Annotated in this window: 17 protein-coding genes and 2 pseudogenes; 7 read left to right on the top strand and 12 right to left on the bottom strand. The window is 70.7% G+C overall.

Annotated elements, in window-relative coordinates; translation table 11 throughout:
* The 3 genes from AB4039_RS07315 to AB4039_RS07305 all read left to right on the top strand — a co-directional run.
* A partial coding sequence (locus AB4039_RS07315; protein WP_442270312.1) for an aminotransferase class I/II-fold pyridoxal phosphate-dependent enzyme occupies positions 1-1,838 on the top strand: 1,838 nt, incomplete at its 5' end.
* Between the two features lie 119 nt (positions 1,839-1,957).
* Positions 1,958-2,878: an ATP-binding cassette domain-containing protein gene (locus tag AB4039_RS07310; RefSeq protein WP_266836913.1), complete on the top strand. Its 921-nt coding sequence runs from the start codon at positions 1,958-1,960 to the stop codon at positions 2,876-2,878.
* Entirely contained in the window at positions 2,875-3,732 is an 858-nt protein-coding gene (locus AB4039_RS07305) for an ABC transporter permease subunit (RefSeq protein WP_442270311.1), read from the top strand. The genes AB4039_RS07310 and AB4039_RS07305 overlap by 4 nt, the downstream gene beginning before the upstream one ends.
* A gap of 37 nt (positions 3,733-3,769) precedes the next feature.
* Here AB4039_RS07305 and AB4039_RS07300 read toward each other — a convergent pair whose 3' ends face one another.
* The 7 genes and pseudogenes from AB4039_RS07300 to AB4039_RS07270 all read right to left on the bottom strand — a co-directional run bounded on the left by AB4039_RS07300 (position 3,770) and on the right by AB4039_RS07270 (position 9,147).
* Positions 3,770-4,342 carry a toxin gene (locus tag AB4039_RS07300; RefSeq protein WP_266836917.1) on the bottom strand — a complete coding sequence of 191 codons (573 nt, stop codon included), beginning with the start codon at positions 4,340-4,342 and terminating at the stop codon, positions 3,770-3,772.
* Positions 4,339-4,782, bottom strand: coding sequence for a helix-turn-helix domain-containing protein (locus tag AB4039_RS07295; protein WP_266836919.1), 444 nt, complete (start codon positions 4,780-4,782; stop codon positions 4,339-4,341). The genes AB4039_RS07300 and AB4039_RS07295 overlap by 4 nt, the downstream gene beginning before the upstream one ends.
* 366 nt (positions 4,783-5,148) lie before the next feature.
* Entirely contained in the window at positions 5,149-6,306 is a 1,158-nt protein-coding gene (locus tag AB4039_RS07290) for an MAB_1171c family putative transporter (protein ID WP_442270310.1), read from the bottom strand.
* A gap of 42 nt (positions 6,307-6,348) precedes the next feature.
* Positions 6,349-7,026 (bottom strand): WHG domain-containing protein, encoded by a 678-nt coding sequence (locus AB4039_RS07285; RefSeq protein ID WP_442270309.1) that lies wholly within the window; start codon positions 7,024-7,026, stop codon positions 6,349-6,351.
* A 361-nt stretch (positions 7,027-7,387) separates the two neighbouring features.
* Positions 7,388-7,654 (bottom strand): hypothetical protein, encoded by a 267-nt coding sequence (locus tag AB4039_RS07280; RefSeq protein ID WP_442270308.1) that lies wholly within the window; start codon positions 7,652-7,654, stop codon positions 7,388-7,390.
* A 216-nt stretch (positions 7,655-7,870) separates the two neighbouring features.
* A pseudogene (locus AB4039_RS07275) lies at positions 7,871-8,079 on the bottom strand (IS5/IS1182 family transposase); the annotation flags it as partial.
* Between the two features lie 9 nt (positions 8,080-8,088).
* On the bottom strand, positions 8,089-9,147 hold the full coding sequence (locus AB4039_RS07270; protein WP_266836927.1) for a PP2C family protein-serine/threonine phosphatase: 1,059 nt from the start codon (positions 9,145-9,147) through the stop codon (positions 8,089-8,091).
* Between the two features lie 498 nt (positions 9,148-9,645).
* Between AB4039_RS07270 and AB4039_RS07265 the strand changes: the two are divergent.
* Positions 9,646-9,732 (top strand): annotated as a pseudogene (locus AB4039_RS07265) (NAD-dependent epimerase/dehydratase family protein); the annotation flags it as partial.
* A gap of 259 nt (positions 9,733-9,991) precedes the next feature.
* On the opposite strand, the gene AB4039_RS07260 reads toward AB4039_RS07265, so the two are convergent.
* The 3 genes from AB4039_RS07260 to AB4039_RS07250 form a co-directional block, all read right to left on the bottom strand.
* The gene (locus AB4039_RS07260; RefSeq protein WP_442270307.1) at positions 9,992-11,695 is read right to left on the bottom strand and encodes a SulP family inorganic anion transporter; all 1,704 of its coding nucleotides are present in this window, start codon (positions 11,693-11,695) and stop codon (positions 9,992-9,994) included.
* A 90-nt stretch (positions 11,696-11,785) separates the two neighbouring features.
* Positions 11,786-12,256 carry a pyridoxamine 5'-phosphate oxidase family protein gene (locus AB4039_RS07255; protein ID WP_266836931.1) on the bottom strand — a complete coding sequence of 157 codons (471 nt, stop codon included), beginning with the start codon at positions 12,254-12,256 and terminating at the stop codon, positions 11,786-11,788.
* A gap of 59 nt (positions 12,257-12,315) precedes the next feature.
* Entirely contained in the window at positions 12,316-12,555 is a 240-nt protein-coding gene (locus tag AB4039_RS07250; protein WP_442270306.1) for an SHOCT domain-containing protein, read from the bottom strand.
* A gap of 220 nt (positions 12,556-12,775) precedes the next feature.
* On the opposite strand from AB4039_RS07250, the gene AB4039_RS07245 reads away from it, so the two are divergent.
* The 3 genes from AB4039_RS07245 to AB4039_RS07235 all read left to right on the top strand — a co-directional run bounded on the left by AB4039_RS07245 (position 12,776) and on the right by AB4039_RS07235 (position 14,691).
* Entirely contained in the window at positions 12,776-13,240 is a 465-nt protein-coding gene (locus AB4039_RS07245) for a cyclic nucleotide-binding domain-containing protein (RefSeq protein ID WP_266836935.1), read from the top strand.
* A 26-nt stretch (positions 13,241-13,266) separates the two neighbouring features.
* Positions 13,267-13,905 carry a CBS domain-containing protein gene (locus AB4039_RS07240; protein ID WP_266836937.1) on the top strand — a complete coding sequence of 213 codons (639 nt, stop codon included), beginning with the start codon at positions 13,267-13,269 and terminating at the stop codon, positions 13,903-13,905.
* 90 nt (positions 13,906-13,995) lie between these two features.
* Positions 13,996-14,691, top strand: a complete 696-nt coding sequence (locus tag AB4039_RS07235; protein WP_266836939.1) for a response regulator transcription factor — start codon at positions 13,996-13,998, stop codon at positions 14,689-14,691.
* 18 nt (positions 14,692-14,709) lie between these two features.
* Here AB4039_RS07235 and AB4039_RS07230 read toward each other — a convergent pair whose 3' ends face one another.
* Positions 14,710-16,440, bottom strand: a complete 1,731-nt coding sequence (locus AB4039_RS07230; RefSeq protein ID WP_442270305.1) for a GAF domain-containing protein — start codon at positions 16,438-16,440, stop codon at positions 14,710-14,712.
* Positions 16,441-16,519: 79 nt separating this feature from the next.
* Complete coding sequence (locus tag AB4039_RS07225; RefSeq protein WP_442270304.1) at positions 16,520-19,363, bottom strand: HAD-IC family P-type ATPase; 2,844 nt, start codon at positions 19,361-19,363, stop codon at positions 16,520-16,522.
* Between the last annotated feature and the right edge of the window lie 7 nt (positions 19,364-19,370).

Below are 19,370 nucleotides of genomic sequence, written 5' to 3'. Positions count from 1 at the left end.
CGGACGGGGAACGCGCCGCCGCGCCGGCGGGCCCGGCCGCGCGTGCCGTGAGCGGCCCGGCGCCGCTTCCCGCGACGGAGCGGACTCCTCCGTGCACGTTGCCGCCGAGTCCCCTGGCGCCCCGCCACCACTGGGTGGTGGACGCGTCGGCCCGCGAGGCGGCGGACCCCACCGGCCACCCGGAGGAACCCCCGCGGGTGGTGGCGACGGTCCTGCCGTCCGCCGGACGGGGCGCGCCCGCCTCGCCGGGAGGGTCCGCGCGGCCGGCTCCGGGCGCCTCCGCGCAGCCGGGCAGCGCCGCACAGCCGGACGTGTCCGCCGAGCCGGGCGGGGCCGCCGCGTCCGTCGTCCTCGAAGCGGTCTCACGGACCGGGGTCTTCCCGCTCTCCGACCTGGGCGAGCGGATGGTCCTGACGACCGATCTCGGCTTCGACTCCCTGATGCTCCAGGAGCTGGACATCATCATCGCGCGGCACGCGCCGGGCTTCCCCACCGAGGAGACCTTCAAGCCCGGCCTCACCATCGGGCGGCTGACCGAACTGGTCGCTCCCCACCTCACGCACGCGCCGGCCCCCGCCGTTCCCCCGTTGCCGCGGGAGCCGTGGGAGACACCGGCGCCGCGGGGGGACGAGTACGCCGCCACGGCGGGCGTCGACGGTTTCCCGGAGGTGCGGCAGTTCGAGGAACGCCTGGACGCGATCACCGCCGGCGGTGCGGATTTCCCGTACTTCCGAGTCCACCGGGGCACGATCCGCGACACGACCGTGATCGGCGACCGGGAGTACCTCTCCTTCGGCTCCTACAACTACCTGGGGCTCTCGGGCCATCCGGCGGTCACCGCCGCCGTCCACGAAGCGGTGGACCGCTACGGGACCTCGGTCTCGGCGAGCCGGGTGCTCTCCGGCGAACGGGAGCTGACCGTACGGCTGGAGCGGGCGCTCGCCGCCTTCCTCGGCGTCGACGACTGCCTGGCGCTGGTCAGCGGCCACGCCACCAACGTCACCGCGATCGGGCACGTCGTCGGCGCCGGGGACCTGGTGCTGCACGACGCCCTCGCCCACGACAGCATCCTGCAGGGCTGCGCGCTGTCCGGGGCGGCCCGGCGGCCCTTCGCCCACAACGACACGGACCAGCTGGCGCACATGCTGCGGGCCAACCGCTCGCGGTTCCGTCGGGTGCTGATCGCCGTCGAGGGCGCCTACAGCATGGACGGCGACCTGGTGGACCTGCCGGCCGTGATCGAACTGAAGAAACGATACGGCGCCCTGCTGATGGTCGACGAGGCCCACAGCATCGGCACCGTGGGAGAGCACGGCCGCGGTGTCGGCGAGTTCTTCGGCGTCGACCGGTCCGGAGTGGACCTGTGGATGGGCACCCTCTCCAAGGCCTTCGCCAGTTGCGGCGGATACCTCGGCAGCTCGGCCCGGATGGTGCGGTGGCTGCGGCACACCCTGCCCGGATTCGTCTACAGCGTCGGCCTGACCCCGGCCAACGCGGCCGCCGCGCTGGCCGCGAGCGAGCTGATCACCGCCGAGCGGGTCCGTGCCCTGCGGCGCAACGCCGAGCTCTTCCTCTCGCTCGCCGCCTCGGCCGGCCTCGCGACGGGCTCCAGCGCCCACACCCCGATCGTGCCGTGCCTCCTCGGCGACTCGGCGAGGACCCTGCGCGTCGCCGACCGGCTGTACGAGCGCGGTGTCATCGCCGATCCGATCTTCCACCCCGCGGTGGAGGAGGGGCTCTCCCGGCTGCGGTTCTTCGTCACCTCCGAACACCGCGAAGGGGACATCCGCCGGGCCGTGTCGGTCCTGGCCCAGGAGGTGTCGGCGGCCGGGGGCTGACACCCTCGGGGCACCCCTGCGGCCCCGCCCGGAGGCGTACGCCCCCGGGTGGGTCCGGCCGCGCGATTGCCGCCCACGGCACCATGCCCGCGGGGCGCCCTCCGGGCAGGGTTGCCCTTGTGATCGAAGTCAACGAACTCACCAAGCGCTACGGCGGCAAGACCGCCGTCGACCGGTTGTCCTTCACCGTCAGGCCGGGCCGCGTCACCGGATTCCTCGGCCCGAACGGAGCCGGCAAGACCACCACCCTGCGGATGGTCCTCGGGCTGGACCGGCCCACCGCCGGTTCCGCCACCGTCGCCGGCGTCCCCTTCCGCGACCACCCGCGCGGACTGCGGCACGCGGGCGCCCTCCTCGACGCGAACCAGGTGCACGGCGGACGCAGCGCCACCGCCCACCTGTCCGCGCTGGCCCGCAGCAACGGCATCCCGGCGCGCCGGGTGGACGAGGTGCTCCAGGAAGTCGGCCTGGCCGGAGCGGCGGGCCGTCGCATCGGCGGGTTCTCGCTCGGCATGAAGCAGCGCCTCGGGATCGCCACCGCCCTCCTCGGCGATCCCCCGGTGCTGATGTTCGACGAACCCGTCAACGGCATGGACCCGGAGGGCGTGCTCTGGATGCGCGGCCTCTTCCGGCGGCTCGCGGCCGAGGGCCGTACGGTCTTCCTCTCCAGCCATCTGATGTCGGAGATGCAGAACACCGCCGACGATCTCGTCGTCATCGGCCGCGGCCGGCTCATCGCCGCCGAGCCGGCAGGGGAGTTCGCTGCCCGCAGCACCCGGGCCGGGACCGTCGTGGGCTCGTCGCGGGCCGCCGAGCTGGCGGCGCTGCTGGCCGGCGCGGGCGCTTCGGTGGAGCCGGAGGGGCCGGCGGACACCGGCAGGCTCGTGGTGACCGGACTGACGGCGGACCGGATCGGGGCGCTCGCCTTCGCTCACGGGATCGTGCTGGACCACCTCACCCCGCGCACGGCCTCCCTGGAGGAGGCCTTCATGGAACTGACCGCCGACAGCGTCGAGTACCCGACAGGACGGACCCGATGACCCGAACCACCTCCGCCCCCGCCTCCTCCGTCTCCTCCGTCTCCGAGCCTCCCGCCCGCTTCCGGGACGTGCTCGTCGCCGAGTGGATCAAGATGCGGTCCCTGCGCTCCACATGGTGGACGATCGCCCTCACCGCGCTGTTCGTCATCGGGTGCGCGACCGTCGCGGCGCTGGCGGACCACGACAACATCGTCGCCGCCGGCCCGGGTGCGCAGGAGTCCCGCGGGTTCCTGCCCTTCGACGCCTTCCCGCCCGGCGCCTACATGACGCTGATGCTCGTCGCCGGCAGCCTCGGCGCCGTCACGATCGTGAGCGAGTACGGCAGCGGGCTGATCCGCACCACCACCGTGGCCGTTCCCGCCCGTCACTCGGTGGTCCTGGCCAAGGCCGTCGTCGTCGCGGCGGTGTGGACCGCCGTCGGGACGGCCGTCTCCCTGGGCGCCTTCCTGGTCTCCCAGGCCGTCCTCGACGGCCGGCACGCCGGGGTCTCCCTCACCCACCCCGGTGTGGCCCGGGCCATGGCGGCGTCCGCGCTGCTGGCTCCGGCCTGCGCCCTGGTCGGCCTGGGCCTCGGCGCGCTGATCAGACACACCCCTGGCAGCCTGGTCGCCACCCTCTTCACCCTGGTGATGCTGCCGCCGCTGTTCAGTACCTCCAGGCAATGGTCCGCCGACGTCAACCACGTGATGGTGGCCAGCGCCTGGAAGCGCCTCGTCCAGAACTGGGGGGGCCCCGTCCACCACGTCCACCACGTCCACGACGCCACGGTCTCCGGTTCCTGGGCCGTGTACGTGGTGTGGCCGCTGGTCGCGGTCGCCCTCGCGGTGGTCGTCGTACGCGGGCGCGACGTGTGAGCGGACGCCGGGGAGCGGACGGGCCCGGCGGACCCCCTCAGAACAGGGTGCGCTCGATGCGGCTGAGCGTTTCGTCGCCCTTCCCATAGGGTCCGCCCTCCGGGTCCGGCGGCGCGCCGGGTCCGTCCTCGGCGCCGCCCATCCGCTGGGAGAGCAGGTAGGCGATGACCTCGGCCTCCTGTTCCTGCACGTCGTCGTAGGTGGCGCGCAGGAGCATGTCGCGGACGAGGTCGGGGTCGAGGTTGGGGAAGAGGAGGCGGGAGCTCGCCTCGTCCAGCCAGCCCGCCCCGCGGTGACAGCAGATGATGTGGCCCAGCTCGTGCAAGATGATGTGCTCCTGATGCGCGCTGGTGGTGTTGGCGTCGTAGAAGATCAGGTCCTCGTCCCGCGCGGCGACCCACATGCCGCACGGCTGCGAGGCGGGCATCTGCATCGGGATCAGGGTGATGGGGCGGTCGCGGATCTCTCCGATGTACCGGCAGAGTTCGGCGACGTCGGCCCCTTCCGGCAGGTTGAGTTCGGCGATCCGCCGCGCGCCGTCCTTGCGGAGCTTCTTGAGCTGACTGCGGCGGCCGTGATCGGCCGAACGGCCCCTCCCGGGGACCCTCACTCCGGGTCTTCCGAGGGGTCGGTGACGGGCGGGAGGCCCTGGAGCTGCCGGTACTGGTCCATGATGGCCGTGATGGCCTGGAGGTTCTCCTTCTTCATCCCGGCCGCCCGCATGGCCACGGAGCGGACTCCGGCCTGGCGCAGCGCCTCGATGGCGGCGACCTCACTGAGGACGGACTCGGCGACCTCGTCGTCGAAGAAGTACGCGACGGAAACGCCGAAGAACCGGGCGAGGGCGGCCAGCAGGTCCGGCGAGGGATTGGAGCGCTTGCCGGTGCGCAGCTGCGACAGGTAGACACCGCCGGCCTTGAGTTCGGGGTTGGCGCGCTTGAGTTCCTCCGCGACTTCGGCGTTGGTCCAGTGCTTGCCCTTGGGCCGGACCGTCTTGAAGAGGTTGTCCAGACGCACTGCCAGCTTGGGCCGGTCGTCGGTCTCCGACACTGCGAATCTCCCTTCCGTCACCTCCTCGACATTGCTCTCAGCTATCCGGCAGTTTTGCAGATTAGCCGTCAGTTGACAATCTGACCAGAGTCCGCCACCGTGGACCTCGCCGATAGCTGGCAGCTAACTTTGCTTACGGGGGTAGCCGAGTTGATGTGCTGGCGGCTGTCGGTCCGGGCAGGGCCGGCCCTCGGGGGATGGGGGTCGGCCCGAGCGGATCACACCCGCTCGGCCCGGAAGCAACACGGGGGGGGGAACGGGGGAAACAACGGGGGGACCCACGGGGGAAAACGGGGGGAACCACGGGGGAGGGTGAAAAAGGGAAAACCCGCCCGGCCTGACGGGGGACAGACCGGGCGGGAGCTCTCAACCCGCTTTGCCGAGTTTACGATAGACGGCTGCCACTTGGGTGAGCCAGGCGACCTCCGCCGAGAAGTTGTCCGTGTCCCGGTCGTCGAAGTCGCCCGCGTCCTTGTTGAGATCGGGGACGGTCCCGGCCCGCTTCGCGTGCAGGGCCTGCTTGATCTGCGCCGCCTCGGCGTGGGCCTGCCGGTACTCCTCGCTCGCCGCGGGATCCGCCGCCCCGCCGGCGGGTGCGGTGCGGTCGATGTAGGGGCGCAGGTCCCGCCACCCGTCGCGTATCTCGATCACGCGCCGGTGCAGGCGGTAGTTGAGGTCCGAGACCGAGGCCGAGCCCGGCGGCTCCAGGACGATGTCCGGAGAGGACTCGTACAGGTCCCGCCAGAGCGGGTAGAGGGCCCGGTAGGAGCGGTAACTGTGCGCCCACTCCAACAGTTTGGCGGCCGAGGCCTCCCACGAGGAGAACGTCAGGCCGAGCGAGAGGGTGACGATCCCCGCGGCGCTGAAGACGTTCGACGCGAGCTGCCAGACGCCGATGTCGATCCCGGCCGCGGCGGTGAGGATGTTCACCGTCCGGCAGGTGCAGTAGAGGAAGAGGATCACCGCGGCCACCGACAGCATGCGCAGCGCCTGCCGCAGCGAGGCCTTGCYGGTCATCCGGGCGTAGGGACCGCACTGCCGGAAGATGGTCACGCACGGAACCGCCTGGGAGACGATGAAGACCAGGAGGTAGACGAGGACCAGCGGTTGACCGCTGCCGGTGTTGAAGTCCGTCGCCGGCCGGCCGGGGCCGTCGGCGACGAAGAAGAGGGCGATCAGGAGCACGCTGAGGGCGACGCCGGTGATCAGCCAGTACCGGGCCTTGCGCACCGCCTCCTCGGGGTCGGCCGCCCAGCGCAGCAGGATGATCTCGGCTGCGACGCAGAAGGCGACGGCCGATACGTGCATCACCAGGATGGCGAGGTTGCCGACGCCGAGGAAGCTGTCGCCGCTCATGGCGACGGCGCCCATCGTGAAGGTGAGGCACTGCAGCAGCAGGGTGACCACCAGGGTGCGGTAGGCGCTGTCCCGCCAGCTGCGGCGCACTTGGCAGAGCCGGTAGACGAGGGCGGCGTACGACGAGAGCGCCGCGATGACGAAGCAGAGGGTTCTTGTGGTGTTCACGGCCTGATTCCCCGCCGGTACCGCGCGCACGCGGCAGACGGTCTAGTCGGTGTGGGCGGGTTCGTCCAGCGGGACCGTCAGGCCGATTCCCTCGGCCGCCACCGCGATGGCGAAGTCGAAGTACGCGGACTCGTCCCGGACGCTGTCGTGGGTACGGCTGAAGACCTGGAACACCAGGAGCCCGATCAGGCTGCTCCAGAGCACGATGCCGCGCTCGACGATGTCCGAGAACGGTGCGTCGGGCACCCCGCCGAAGAGTTGCACGGCCTCCGGCCGGAGCAGCGGCGGCCCCGGTACCGTCCGCCGGGGCGGCAGGAGTTCGCCGCCCTCCAGCGCGGCCCGCACGATGCCGGCCAGCACGGCGGGGGTGCGCGAGGCGGGCGGGACGGTGTCCTGCGGTGCGTGGTAGCCGGGTACGGGCGAACCGTAGATCAGCGTGAACTCGCCGGTGTGGGCGAAGGACCAGGCCCGCAGGGCCCGGGTGACCGCGAGCAGCCGCGCGCCCGCCGGGGCTCCCCCGGCCACGGCGTCCGCGTCGGCCCGCTCCATCGCGGCGGCCGACGCGTCGTAGGCGTCGACGACCAACGCCGTCAACAGGTCGTCCCGGTGCGGGAAGACGGCCGCCACGTCGGAGACGGCCAGCCCGCCCTCGGCGGCCACCGCCTCCGGGGACAGGCCCGGGGCCCCCTCCTTCGGCAGCAGCCGGCGCGCCGCGGCCATGATGGCCTCCACCTGCCCGGTGTTCTCATCGGTAGCGCTAGTTCCGGAAAAATCCATGGCCAAACCGTACCCGTCGGCCACCAACACCTCGATCACATTCGGACGGACGTTCTTCCCGCCGCGCTGTGATCCGGATCATGACGCCGAACGCGGTCGCCGCGGCGCGGGCGGCCGTCACGTGCCGGGGTCAAGGACCCGCCGCCCTCCGCCGACCCGGTGCCTTTCGACCACGCGACGTATTCGAAAGTGTCCAGGGACGGTCGTCGCGACGTTCGCACCCGCCGGCCCCTACGCTGTCGGCTGGTGTACATGGACGGTGGTCGGGAGTGGGCGTGGACGGTGCGGCGAGCGGCCCCGGTGGTCAGAGCCGGCAGAAGGGTCCGGGCAGCCTGGCTGTGCGGCTGCGGCGCGAGCAGGACGTGCTCGCGCGGATGCGTGGGACCGAGGACCGGATCGCGGACGTGACGTCCTCGACCGGCATCTGCTCCAGATCGGTACAGAGCTGCACCTGCATGTCGAACTCGTAGGGACGCTCACGCAGTTCGACCACGAGAGCCGGCCGGAAGACCTCCTGTGCCGAGGCCAGGTCAAGACTTCGCTGCTGCACTTTGTCGGTGATGTCCTTCACGCTGGCGTCCGGGTAGGCGGAGTACCATCCGTGGGCCGTCACCTGGTGCTCGGCAGCTCCGTACGCCCTCGGATCGGAGAGCTTCGCACGCACTCGACGGCCTTCCCAGCCCCTGATCCAGGGAACTGGGCTCCCTGGCACTTGATCCCGTTGTCGAGCCTCCCCGCGACCTTGGCTGCAATTCACGAACCCGGCGCGGACCACTCGCCCATCCCCCAAGGTGAGGTTGTGCAGCCGGGCAATGCCCCGCATGGCGTGAGGGACCCCATCACCTCCGAGCCGGCAATCCCACGGCATGTTCCAGCACTTCACGCGGGCGAAGACGCGCGCGGCGCGCTCGGACCTGTGGCGGGACCTTTGTGCGGGACTTTCCAGGCGGGCAACTCCTCGCCCTTTCGCCGGCGGTGCGGCAGGAGCATTCCGGTGGCCAGGGATCAGACTGCCAGGCGTCGGACGACGACTACGGCCGCGTCGTCTTCGAGGTGCCCGTGGACGTGGGCCAGCAAATCGTCATGGAGAAGGCGCAGGAGTTCGTCGGGGTCGTCCTTGGCCCACTCGGACGCCCGTTCGGTGAACGGGTAGAAGACGCCGTCGGCATTGCGTGCTTCGATGACGCCGTCCGTGTAGAGAAGCAGAAGGTCGCCGACTTCGAACGGGAACGTCTGAACGTCGTAGGCGGCAACGCCGAAGGCACCGCCGAGGCCGATCGGAAGGTGGCTCGCCTCGGGCACGAGTGGGGTGATGTGATTCCCGCGCAGGAGCAGCGGCGGCGGGTGGCCGCAATCAATGAGGTGGACGACCGGATCGTGGTCGGGGATGTCGAGCAGGATGGCAGTGGCGAAGTCCTCGCTGATGTCCTGCTCTGCCTGTGGCCGCCACTGGCTGGTGTCCCAGCGGAACGCGGCGTCCAGGTGGACGGCGAGGCGGGGCAGGGTGGCCTGCCGATGGGCGGCTGCGCGGAAGGCGCCGAGCAGCAGGGCGGCGTTGTTGATCGCGGCCAGCCCGTTGCCGCGCACATCGCCCATGAGAAGCCGGGTGCTGTGGTGGTCGGTACGTGCGGCCGCGTACAGGTCTCCGCCCAGAGCGGCTTCTTCCTCGGCGGGGATGTACAGTCCGGCGATCCTCAGGGGGCCGCTGCGAGCGGGCAGTGGCTGCAGCAGCACGCTCTGCGCCGCCTCGGCCACGGACCGCACCTGGTGCAGCTGGCGCTCGCGTCGGTCCCGCACGACGCAGATGCCGACACAGATGCCGGAGACGACGATGAGAGCAGCGATCTGCGCCTGGACGTTGGCGGTGGTCAGGACCCCTCTGAGCACGCCGATCAGCACCTGGGCCGCCACCGCGAGCGCTCCCATGAGTGCCGTCACGCGGGCCCCGGCGAACGCCACCGTGATCGCCGGTGCCGCCACCAGCAGCGGCCCGAGGTGGATGTGCGGCGGAGCCAGCACGTCCACCACACAGACCGTGATGATCAGTCCCAGGGGGATCACCATCAGCGCGGGTGCGCGACCCGGTCGCCACGAACGCCGGAGGTCCGGCCACGCTCGAAAGACCATGCCGTAAGCCTTCCACTCGCCCCCGCATACGGAAATACGCCGCTCCGAGGGCCATGACGGTGCGAGACGTGGTCCGTCAGAAGATCAGGGCCGGTCGGGTCACCGACAGCGATCAGGGGCGCGTCGCTGCACGGGGACCCGGACTCGATGTCCCTGCATCGGACCCGGTCGGGCCATTGGAGCCGGCCAGCGAGCTCGCCGACATGGGAGTGACCACCCGCGCGCAAGACCACCCTGCCGAACGCCGGGTCGTGACCGCTGTCTTCGCTGCCTGAGGTGGGCGGCATCCACCGGGTGATCAGCTCGAAGGGCCAGATCGGCCGATCAGAAAACTCAGTGACCAGCGGACTCGGTCGATCAGCGAGCCGTTTCATGCACGGCCCACATAGCGTCGCATATACCATATTGCGTAGCGATCTCGATGAAAGGCACGTCATGAAGATCGCAGTCATCGGCGGCACCGGACTGATCGGTTCGCAGGTCGTCAAGAACCTGAACGCCGCCGGACATGAGGCCGTACCCCTTACGGCAGCGGCGCGCGAGGCCCGCGAGGAGCTCGGCCGTCGGCACCCCGATGTTTACAAACTCATCCGCAACCTTCTCGAACCACGTCTGACGCGGTATGGGCGGCTGCGGCTACGGAGCGCTCAAGACAGACAGCAGGTGCGCGTCGAAGTCATGCTGGCCCTCCTGGAACTGGACAGGACCGCAGCTCCACCGAGGCAGCTCCGACACTGATCCTCCCGTCTTCGGCGCCCGGCTCCTCGGTCATGAGACCTGCTCAGAGGGCTGGATCATGGCCCATGACGCGTTGCCAGTCCCGATAGGCGGCAACGGCTGTGGGGAGCGTGGGGAAGATGCGCTCCGGGCCGATCTTCGCTGTCATGCCGTAGGCGTCGAGGGGGCGACGCAGGTCCTGCTTGACGCGGGCGAGGGCGAAGACGATGCCCCGTTGGGTGAGTTCGGAGCGCAGGGCCTCGACGGCGTCGAGGGCGGTGATGTCGACCTCGACGTTGGCTTCGGTGTTCAGGACGAACCAGTGCACAGGTTCGTCCTGGACCGCCACCGAGGCCAGTGCCCGGCGGCGGAAGTCCTCGGCGTTGGCGAAGAACAGCGGTGAGTCGTAGCGGTAGATGAGGAGGCCGGGAATGGTGCGCGCGCTCGGATAATCGTCGATGTCGTGCATGCCGGCCAGGCCCGGGACGATTCCCTCGACGGCGTCGTGGGGTCGGGCGACCCGTGTGAGGAGTTCGGCGACGGACAGCGCCACGGCGAGGAGCACGCCGTACAGGATGCCGAGGACGAGGACGCCGAGTCCGCAGCCGAGGGCGAGTAGGAACTCGCGGCTTCGGAAGGCTGCCAGCCTGCGGAATTCGCTCACCTCGACGAGGCGCAGGGCGGCATAGACGACGATGGCGCCGAGGGCGGCGGAGGGGGTGTGGGCGAGCACCGGGCCGAGGAAGAGGAGGACGCCGGCCACGCAGGCGGCGCCGGCGAGGGAGTACACCTGGGTACGGGCTGCCGAGGAGTCTGCGAGGGCGGTGCGGCTGGCGCTGCTGCTGACCGGGAAGCCGTGCAGGACTCCGGCGCCGAGGTTCGCCGCGCCAAGGGCCAGCAGCTCGCGGTTGGCGTCCAGGCGGTGCGGGTCGTCGTGCCGGGCGAAGGCGCGTGCGGTCAGGACGACGTCGGTGTAGCCGACCAGCAGAACGCCGAGAGCCGGGAGCACCAGGTCGGCGAGGTCGGTCAGCCGGGGCAGGGCGAAACCCGGCAAGCCGGACGGCACCGCGCCGATGACGTCGACCCCCTGGTCCTCGTCCAGTGCGAAGACCGTCACTACCGCCGTGGCGAGAAGGAGGACAACGAGCGGTTCGGGCAGAGCGCGCCACAGCAGCGGCAGGGTGAACAGCAGGAACAGGCAGCCCGCGGCCATGACGGTCGTGGGCCGGTGCAGGTCGCCGATGTGGCGGAGGAACGAGAAGAGCTGGGGGAAGAACCCCGATCCGCTGCCGCTGGTCCCGGTGAGGCGGGGCAGCTGATCCACGATCATGATGAAGGCGACACCGGCCAGGTAGCCGACGAGCACGGGCCTGGAGAGAAGGTCGGCCAGGAAGCCGAGCTGGATGGCCCACGCGACCAAACAGAGCAGGCCGACGACGAGGGCCAGGGCTGCCGCAAGCGCCGCGTAGCGCGTGGGGTCGCCGGCCGCGAGTGGCCCGACGGCCACGGCGGTCATGAGTGCGGTGGTCGACTCCGGTCCAACGGACAGCAGGCGTGAGGTGCCGCTCAGGGCGTAGAGGACCATGGCCGGCAGGACGGCCCACAGGCCGACGACCGGAGGCAGACCTGCCACGCCCGCGTAGGCCATGACCTGAGGCACCAGGTAGGCGGCGACCGTGATGCCGGCCAGGACGTCGCCACGTAGCCAGGTTTTCCGGTACCCACGGAAGGCGGGCGGGATCGCAGTGCTCCGTCCGTGCTTCGGCATGGCACCTCCGGGACTCCATGCGGGCCTGTGCCTCACCATGGTGCCGGGCGGAGGGCTGCAAGGAGGTGAAGCGCGCGAGTGGGCCGACCTCTACGGGCTGCCCTCACGCAGGCGGAAGCCGGTGATCAGGTCGGGCCTGATCCGGATGGCGCCCGATGTGGTGCCCTCGACCCACGGCTGCAGGAGGTGCGCGTAGCGCTCGATCTCGCTGGGGGCGGTGACTGCGGTGGCGTAGCCGGTGGCGACCACGCTCCACCCCAGGTGCGCGCCTTGATCGATGACGTCGGCTTCGTACGCGACGACTACACCCGCATCTGCCTGAGCCGCGAGCAAGGCTCCCAGCGTCGAGCCGTCCTGGACCCGGACGATGATGTCGCCTGCGTCGAGAAGGTGGTTGACGGGGCGCACCGCGGGCAGCGCATGACGGGTGAACACGATCCGGCCCAGTTCGACCGTGCCCAGCAGCCGCAGCGCCTCGTCAGCTCTGAGCTCTTCCATCTGCCGTCTCGGCATGCTGACGGAAGGCGAGCTGGTGGCCGTACCGGCCGGGTCGCTCTTCATCGTGGGCATCCTCGGTCAAGCGGGGCGGGACGCCGGTGCCCTTGCCCGCTGTTGGCTTCTCAAAGGGGCGTGGACCCAGGGGCGTGGCTTCGCAGCACCGCAAGCCGCCGGCTGTATTCCTCGTCGTCGATCTCGCCTCTGGCGAATCGTTCCGCGAGAAGCCTCTCGGCCCCCCTGTCGGAGGCTGCGTACGGCGCGGGTGTTGTGCGCCCGTCCGCACCATCTCGCCTGAGAGCGCGGATCACGAGGACGGTCGCTGCGACGATCAGGGTCCAGACGATCAGCGTGGTGAGGGACATGGCGAACCATCCCCAAGCCCCCATGCCATGGCCATTCCAGTACATCGCGCACCTGCCAGGTGGACGGGCCGACGGCCGCGAGCCGGCCATCTGCTGCCAGGATCTCCGGCTGCGCCGTCCTCGGCATGGGCCGGTCGGCCCATAGACGGGACCGGAGGGCCCATGCCCGGGACCGGCGGGAACGCCAAGACTGAAGACGGACTCGAACAGGAGGCCGTTCATGAGCACCCCTTCACCCGCCCGTATCTCCGAGGCGTTGCCCGCCGACTGCCGCTCCCGTCTGATGGAACTGGCCCGAGAGGTCAATTTCGACGAGGGGGCCCATCTCTTTCGCGAGGGTGGCCACGCCGATCGGTTCTGGATCGTCCGGTCCGGAACCGTGACCTTGGACGTCCATGTGCCTGGGCGGCGCGCCGCCGTCATCGAGAGCCTCGGCGCCGGCCAGTTGGTCGGCTGCTCGTGGCTCTTCAAGCCGTACTCCTGGCGTCTGAGCGCCGAGGCGATGACACCTGTCCGCGCGTATGAGTTCGACGCGGAGCGCGTGCGGGCGCTGATGGACTCCGACGCCGCCTTCGGCTCTGCCCTGGGCCACTGGGTCGGTCAGGTCCTCGCCAACCGGCTGCAGGCCGCCCGAGTGCGCCTTCTCGACCTGTACGCGCCCTATGGCAGCGGCAGCTTCCTCTGATCGTCCGTACGCCGAAGGAGCCGGTCATGCCCGCATCCCGCTACACGGTCAGCGACGTCATGACGCACACCGCCGTCGCCATCGGCCGCGAGGCGTCCTACAAGGAGATCGTCGAGCTAATGCACCAGTGGAAGGTCAGCGCGGTCCCGGTCCTGGAAGGCGAGGGCCGGGTCGTCGGCGTGGTCTCCGAGGCGGACCTGCTGCCGAAGGAGGAGTTCCGGCGGACGGACCCCGCGCTGCCCGAGCAGCTGGAGGAAGCGTCCAAGGCCGGCGCGGTGCTGGCCGAGGAGCTCATGTCGAGCCCGGCGATCACCGTGCACCCCGACGCGCCCGTCGCAGAAGCCGCCCGGATCATGGCCCGCAAGCACGTCAAGCGCCTGCCCGTGGTGAACGCGCTCGACATGCTGGAGGGTGTGGTGAGCCGCAGCGACCTCCTCAAGGTGTTCCTGCGGCCCGACGAGGAGCTCGAGGAGGAGATCCGCCAGACCGTGCTCACCGAGCTGGCACCCGGCGTGACCTTGGACTTCGCCGTGCAGGACGGCGTCGTCACTCTACGCGGCCCGCTGCGGGACCGGGCCCTGGTCCCCCTGCTCGCACGGGCGATCCGCGCGGTCGAGGGCGTCGTGGACGTCCGGATGGAGCTGGAAGGCAGCAGCGCTGCCTAGCGAGCCTTCTCGTCAGCCACGGGTGCATCGTGCGTCTTCCTGACACAATGCGGATGGAAGCGCACCTCACGGACCTAGCCAGGGGCGATCATGTCCGAGGATCCGAACACGTCCGCCGGGGCGCCGATCAAGGTGTTCCTCCTCGATGACCACGAGGTGGTCCGGCGCGGGCTGCGAGACCTCTTGGACGCAGAGCCGGACATCACCGTCGTGGGCGAAGCCGGCACGGCCGACCAGGCGCTCGCCCGCGGGCCGGCGCTCCGTCCGGACGTCGCCGTACTCGACGTACGGCTACCCGACAGCGACGGCATCACAGTCTGCCGCGAGCTGCGCTCGCGCATGCCGAGCCTGGCCTGTCTTATGCTGACCTCGTTCGACGACGAGGACGCCCTCCTGGACGCGATCATGGCAGGGGCTTCCGGATACGTCCTGAAGCAGATCAAGGGTTCCGATCTGGTCTCGGCCGTACGCACCGTCGCCACCGGCCAGTCCATGCTGGACCCTGCGACCACCGCCCGCCTGATGCACTCCCTGCGCGACCCGGAGTCGGCGAAGGCACCGGATGACGCCCGTCTGGCGGCTCTGTCCGAACGGGAGCGGGCCGTCCTGGAGCTCATCGGCGAGGGCCTCACCAACCGGCAGATCGCCAAACAGCTCTACCTGTCGGAGAAGACTGTCAAGAACCACATCTCACGGCTCCTGGGGAAGCTCGGAGTGGAGCGGCGGGTCCAAGCGGCCGTGATCGCCGCCCAAGTCCACGAGCACGACGCCGGGACGGCGAAGTAGCAGGAACACCGGCGACGGTCAGCGCGGTGGCGGGACCAGAGGTACCTGCCACTCCAGGCGAGTGCCCCGCTCCCCATCGCGCAGCGCTGCGGCCTCCATCTGGCCGCTGAGCCTTTCGGCGCGCTCTGCCAGGTTCCGCAGTCCGCTGCGCCGACCGCCTGCGGGCAGGCCGACGCCGTTATCGGTCACGATGACCGTCAGGTTCCCGTCGGCCGCGACGATCGAGACCTCCGCCCGCGTCGCCTCGGCATGGCGGGCCACGTTGGCGAGAGCTTCCCCGACCACGGCTAGGGCCTCGTCCGCGACGGCCGACGGTACGTCGGTGTCGATCAGCCCCTCCACCCGCAGGGCCGGGGCGAATCCGAGGGCCTCCGAGGCCTCGTCCAGGGCTCGGGCCAGGCGGGAGCGCATCTTGGACGACTCGCCGGGGGCCTCGTGGTCGCGGAGTCCAAAGATGGTCGATCGGATGATCTTGATGGTGGCGTCGAGATCGTCCACGGCACGCGCGAGGCGTTCGGACGCCTGGGGATGGTCGACGAAGCGCTGGGCACTCTGGAGGGTCATGCCAGTGGCGAAGAGGCGCTGGATGGCCAGGTCGTGCAGGTCGCGGGCGATTCGGTCGTGGTCCTCCAGCAGGCTCATCTGCTCGGCGTCGTGGCGGCGGTCGGCAAGCTCTAGTGCAAGGGCGGCCTGGCCCGCGAAACCCGGAAGTGCAGCGACCTCCGTGGTGGCGAATACGGGGCGGCCGTGCCGACGGGCGAGCATCAGGACGCCTCTGAGCGTTTCCTTCGTGCCAACGGTGACGGCCACGGCCGGGCCGAAGCCAGTCCACCGCTCGGGTTGCACGGTGACGCGCTCGTCGGTCGCCATGTCGGGGACCATGATGAGCCCGTTGCGGGCAAGTACGGCCTCGGCGAGAGTCCCCTGGGTGCTGGGCAGGACGATCCCGCGGTGCGCCTCGGCTCCCTCCCCCAGGGCGAGGGAGCCTCGCAGTTCACCGCCGGACCCGAGCAGGTAGAAGACGCCCATGTCCGCGCCGGTGATGTCCTTGGCCCGCTCCAGCATGCCCTCGAGGACCTCGTCCTCTGGCGCTCCGGAAAGCAGGGCGCTGGTGATGTCGGAGCTGGCCTCCAGCCAGCGCTCCCGCAGCCGGACCTCCTCGAAGAGCCGGGCATTTTCGATGGCGATGCCGGCCGCGACAGCGAGGGTGGACAGGACCGCCTCGTCCTCGGCGTCGAACTCGGCGCCGCCGCGCTTCTCGGTCAGATAGAGGTTTCCGAAGACCTCCTCACGAATGCGGATCGGGACACCGAGGAAGGAGTGCATCGGCGGGTGGTGGTCCGGGAACCCGTACGAGGCCGGGTGCTCGGACAGCTCCGACAGCCGTAGCGGCTCGGGGTGGCGGATCAGCTCACCGAGGATGCCGTGGCCGGAGGGCAGGTCTCCGATCTGTGCGTGGAGGTCGTCGCTGAGGCCGACGGGAAGGAACTCGGCCAGCCTCTTGTCGTCTCCGATGACGCCGAGCGCCCCGTATTCGGCATCCACGAGTACCACGGCAGCCTCGACGATCCCGCGCAGCACCTGTGGCAGGTCGAGTTCCCGGCCCACGGACATGACGGCCTCGAGCAGACCATTCAGCCGGTCCCGCGTGCCTCTGACCTCGTCGATCCGTACCTGCAGCTCATCCAGCAGTTCGTCGAGCCGCAGTCGAGGAACACCGCTCCGGGTGGGCTGTTCCCCTGCACCCATGCCCACCTCCGGCCGGAAGTGATGGCTATATGGCCATCACTTCCACGGTATCTCCGGCCGGAGGACCCGGCCCTCCCACTCAGCGGGAGGCTATTGCCCCGTTCGGCCTTTCCCCGTGCCGCGGCGTACCGGTTTCGTCGTGCAGATGCCGGACGTGGGCGTCCGGGCCGGGGAAGAACACGCTGGTACGCCCTGTGTCCGACCAGCGCACGTCGTACGGCGGGGTGCCGTCCTCGTGATGCAGGGCGATGACTTCTCCGTCCCGGCCCGGCGTTCCGACGGTGGGGCCGCCCACGACGATCTGGTCGCCGACCTCGGCGTGGATCCCGTGCCTGTGGGCAAGCGGATTCGCGTTCATGTTCATGCCTTTCTGTGAAATGCGCCTCTCAGGAGCCGGGCGGCGACGAATGCCGCGAGCGCTGCCGCGGTGGCGATCCCGGTGCCGGCCCAACCCACCGGCTGGGTGTCCAGCAGCGACCGCAGAGCGGGAACGTGCAAGGCGGCCATCGCAAAGAGGGCGGAAGCCGCCACGGAGGCGGGGAGGAAGAGGTTCTGGGTGGTGAGCAACCGGGCCCGCAGCCCCAGGGCCACGCCCAGCTGGGCCCCAAGCAGAGACAGGAAGAGCACGCTCTGCCAGGGCAGGCCCATGGAACGCGCGCCGATGCCGGCGATCAAGCTGAACGCTGTCACGGCTGCGACGTTGCCACACGCCTGCGGCCAGGATGTGCTGTCCGGGCGGCCTGGGCGGGCGCCGCATGGCCTCCGGCGCGGCCGGTTCGGCGCCCATGGCCACGCCGGTCAGGCCGTGGGTGAGGAGGTTGATCCACAGGATCTGCCCCGCCCGAAGAGGGAGGGCGAGGCCGAGCAGGGGACCGGCCAGCATCACGAGGATCTCGGCGGTTCCGCCGGCCATGGCGTAGACGAGGAAGCGCCGGATGTTGTCGTAGACGCGGCGGCCTTCCTCGACGGCCGTGACCACGGTGGAGAGCTCGTCGTCCGTGAGGACGAGGTCGGCGGCCTGGCGGGCCACCTCGGTGCCGCGCGCGCCCATGGCGACGCCGATGTCGGCCTGGCGGAGGGCGGGGCCGTCGTTGACGCCGTCCCCGGTCATGGCGGTCACGGCGCCGCGGGCACGCCAGGCGTGGACGATGTCCAGCTTCTGCTGTGGGTCGGTACGGGCGAAGACCCGGACCGCGGTCAGGTCGGTGTCCGGTGCGGCGGCCAGCTCGGGTCCGGTAAGGACCGCGTCGGCCGGACCGTCCTCAACGAGGCCGATGCGTACGGCTATGGCGTGGGCCGTCGCGGGGTGGTCGCCGGTGATCAAGACCGGGGTGATGCCGGCGGCGCGGCAGGCGGCCAAGGTGGCTGCGGCGGTCGCTTTCGGCGGATCGCTGATGGCGATCAGCCCAAGAAGGCTCAGTCCGTGTTCCGCTTCGGCGGCGGGCAGGCTCCACTGGAGCCGTTCGGCGCCTGCCACCGCCAGGACCCTGAATCCGTGCGCAGCCAGCTCGGCGGCCTGCCGGCGGGCTTGGTGCAGGACGTCGGGCGGCTCGGCGAGCACCGTGGAAGCCAGGACGGTCTCCGGCGCGCCCTTGAGACAGACCAGGACGTTGCCGTCGGGCAGGTGGTGGAGGGTGGTCATCCGTTTACGCATGCTGTCGAAGGGGGCTTCTCCGATCCGAGGACAGGCGCGGTGCAGCTCGGCGGGGTCGGGGCAGCCGGCCTTGGCAGCGGCTGCCAGCAGTGCGGCCTCCATGGGATCGCCCACGGCCGTCCACGCGTCGGAGCCGCTCTGGGGCGGTTTCAGACTCGCGTCGTTGCACAGGGCTGCCGTGGTGAGCAGTTCCTGCAGCGGGCGGAGCTGCTCGGGGGTCAGGGAGCGTCCGGAACGGGTCAGGGCTCCGCGGGGTTCGTATCCGCTGCCGGACACGTCTGCGGCTCCGGACGGCGTCCACACGTGCTGGACGACCATGCGGCCCTCGGTGAGGGTGCCGGTCTTGTCCGTGGCCAGCACGCTCACCGAGCCCAGCGTCTCGACCGCCGGCAAACGTCGGATCAGGGCGCCCCGGGCCGCCATGCGGCGGGCCCCGAGGGCGAGGGCGAGGGTGACCACGGCGGGCAGGGACTCGGGCACCGCGGCGACGGCCAGGCTGATGGCCGTGACCGCCATCGTGCTCACGCCGAGGCCGCGTACGAGGCCCAAGGCGAAGAACAGCACGCACAGGGCGAGGGTGGCGGCGGCCAGGACGCGGCCGAGAGAGGCGAGGCGGCGCTGGAGCGGGGTCGGCTCGTGGTCCCCGTCGAGGAGCGCCGCGATCCGGCCGAGGGCACTGGCGGATCCTGTGGCCGTGGCGGTCGCGACACCCCGCCCGCGCACCACGACGGTGCCGGCGCTGACCGTGCCACCCGTGCTCTTGGCGACGGGTTCCGATTCGCCGGTGAGCATCGACTCGTCCAGCAGGAGAGCGGATGCCTCGGTGATATCGGCGTCTGCGGCGACGATGTCTCCCTCGCCCAACTGCAGGCTGTCCCCCGGCACCACGAGCGCTGCCGACAGGTCGTGGGCGCCGCCGTCCCGCAGTACCCGGGCGTGCGGGGCCGAGAGAGCGGAGAGCGCGGCAACCGCGCGGTCCGCCCGGACCTCCTGGGTGACGCCCACGGTCGTGTTGAAAACGACCACCAAGCCGATGACGACAGCATCCGGATGATCCCCGATCGCGATGGTCAGCAGTGCGGCACCGAGCAGCACCATGATCAGCGGATCACGCAGCTGCGCCAGCACCCGGCGGCGGAGGGGCGTGGGTCGCGGAGGAGCCACCTCATCGCGTCCGTAGCGGGCCAGTCGGCGTTCGGCCTCGGCCTGTGTCAGCCCCGCCGGGGCTGAGGAGCCGACGGACGGCATTTCGAGCGCGCTGCTGGTCATGGCCCGG

This window comes from Streptomyces sp. M-16 (assembly GCF_052114405.1).
GTDB lineage: Bacteria > Actinomycetota > Actinomycetes > Streptomycetales > Streptomycetaceae > Streptomyces.
This window is presented reverse-complemented; position numbering and strand designations above follow the sequence as displayed.

Coding starts and splice junctions, on each gene's coding strand:
- AB4039_RS07240 (WP_266836937.1), top strand. CDS start 13,267: ATGCCCGCATCCCGCTACACGGTCAGCGACGTCATGACGCACACCGCC.
- AB4039_RS07285 (WP_442270309.1), bottom strand. CDS start 7,026: ATGGCCGCGGCGCGCCGGCTGCTGCCGAAGGAGGGGGCCCCGGGCCTG.
- AB4039_RS07245 (WP_266836935.1), top strand. CDS start 12,776: ATGAGCACCCCTTCACCCGCCCGTATCTCCGAGGCGTTGCCCGCCGAC.
- AB4039_RS07305 (WP_442270311.1), top strand. CDS start 2,875: ATGACCCGAACCACCTCCGCCCCCGCCTCCTCCGTCTCCTCCGTCTCC.
- AB4039_RS07270 (WP_266836927.1), bottom strand. CDS start 9,147: ATGGTGATCCCCCTGGGACTGATCATCACGGTCTGTGTGGTGGACGTG.
- AB4039_RS07260 (WP_442270307.1), bottom strand. CDS start 11,695: ATGCCGAAGCACGGACGGAGCACTGCGATCCCGCCCGCCTTCCGTGGG.
- AB4039_RS07250 (WP_442270306.1), bottom strand. CDS start 12,555: ATGTCCCTCACCACGCTGATCGTCTGGACCCTGATCGTCGCAGCGACC.
- AB4039_RS07255 (WP_266836931.1), bottom strand. CDS start 12,256: ATGAAGAGCGACCCGGCCGGTACGGCCACCAGCTCGCCTTCCGTCAGC.
- AB4039_RS07225 (WP_442270304.1), bottom strand. CDS start 19,363: ATGACCAGCAGCGCGCTCGAAATGCCGTCCGTCGGCTCCTCAGCCCCG.
- AB4039_RS07230 (WP_442270305.1), bottom strand. CDS start 16,440: ATGGGTGCAGGGGAACAGCCCACCCGGAGCGGTGTTCCTCGACTGCGG.
- AB4039_RS07235 (WP_266836939.1), top strand. CDS start 13,996: ATGTCCGAGGATCCGAACACGTCCGCCGGGGCGCCGATCAAGGTGTTC.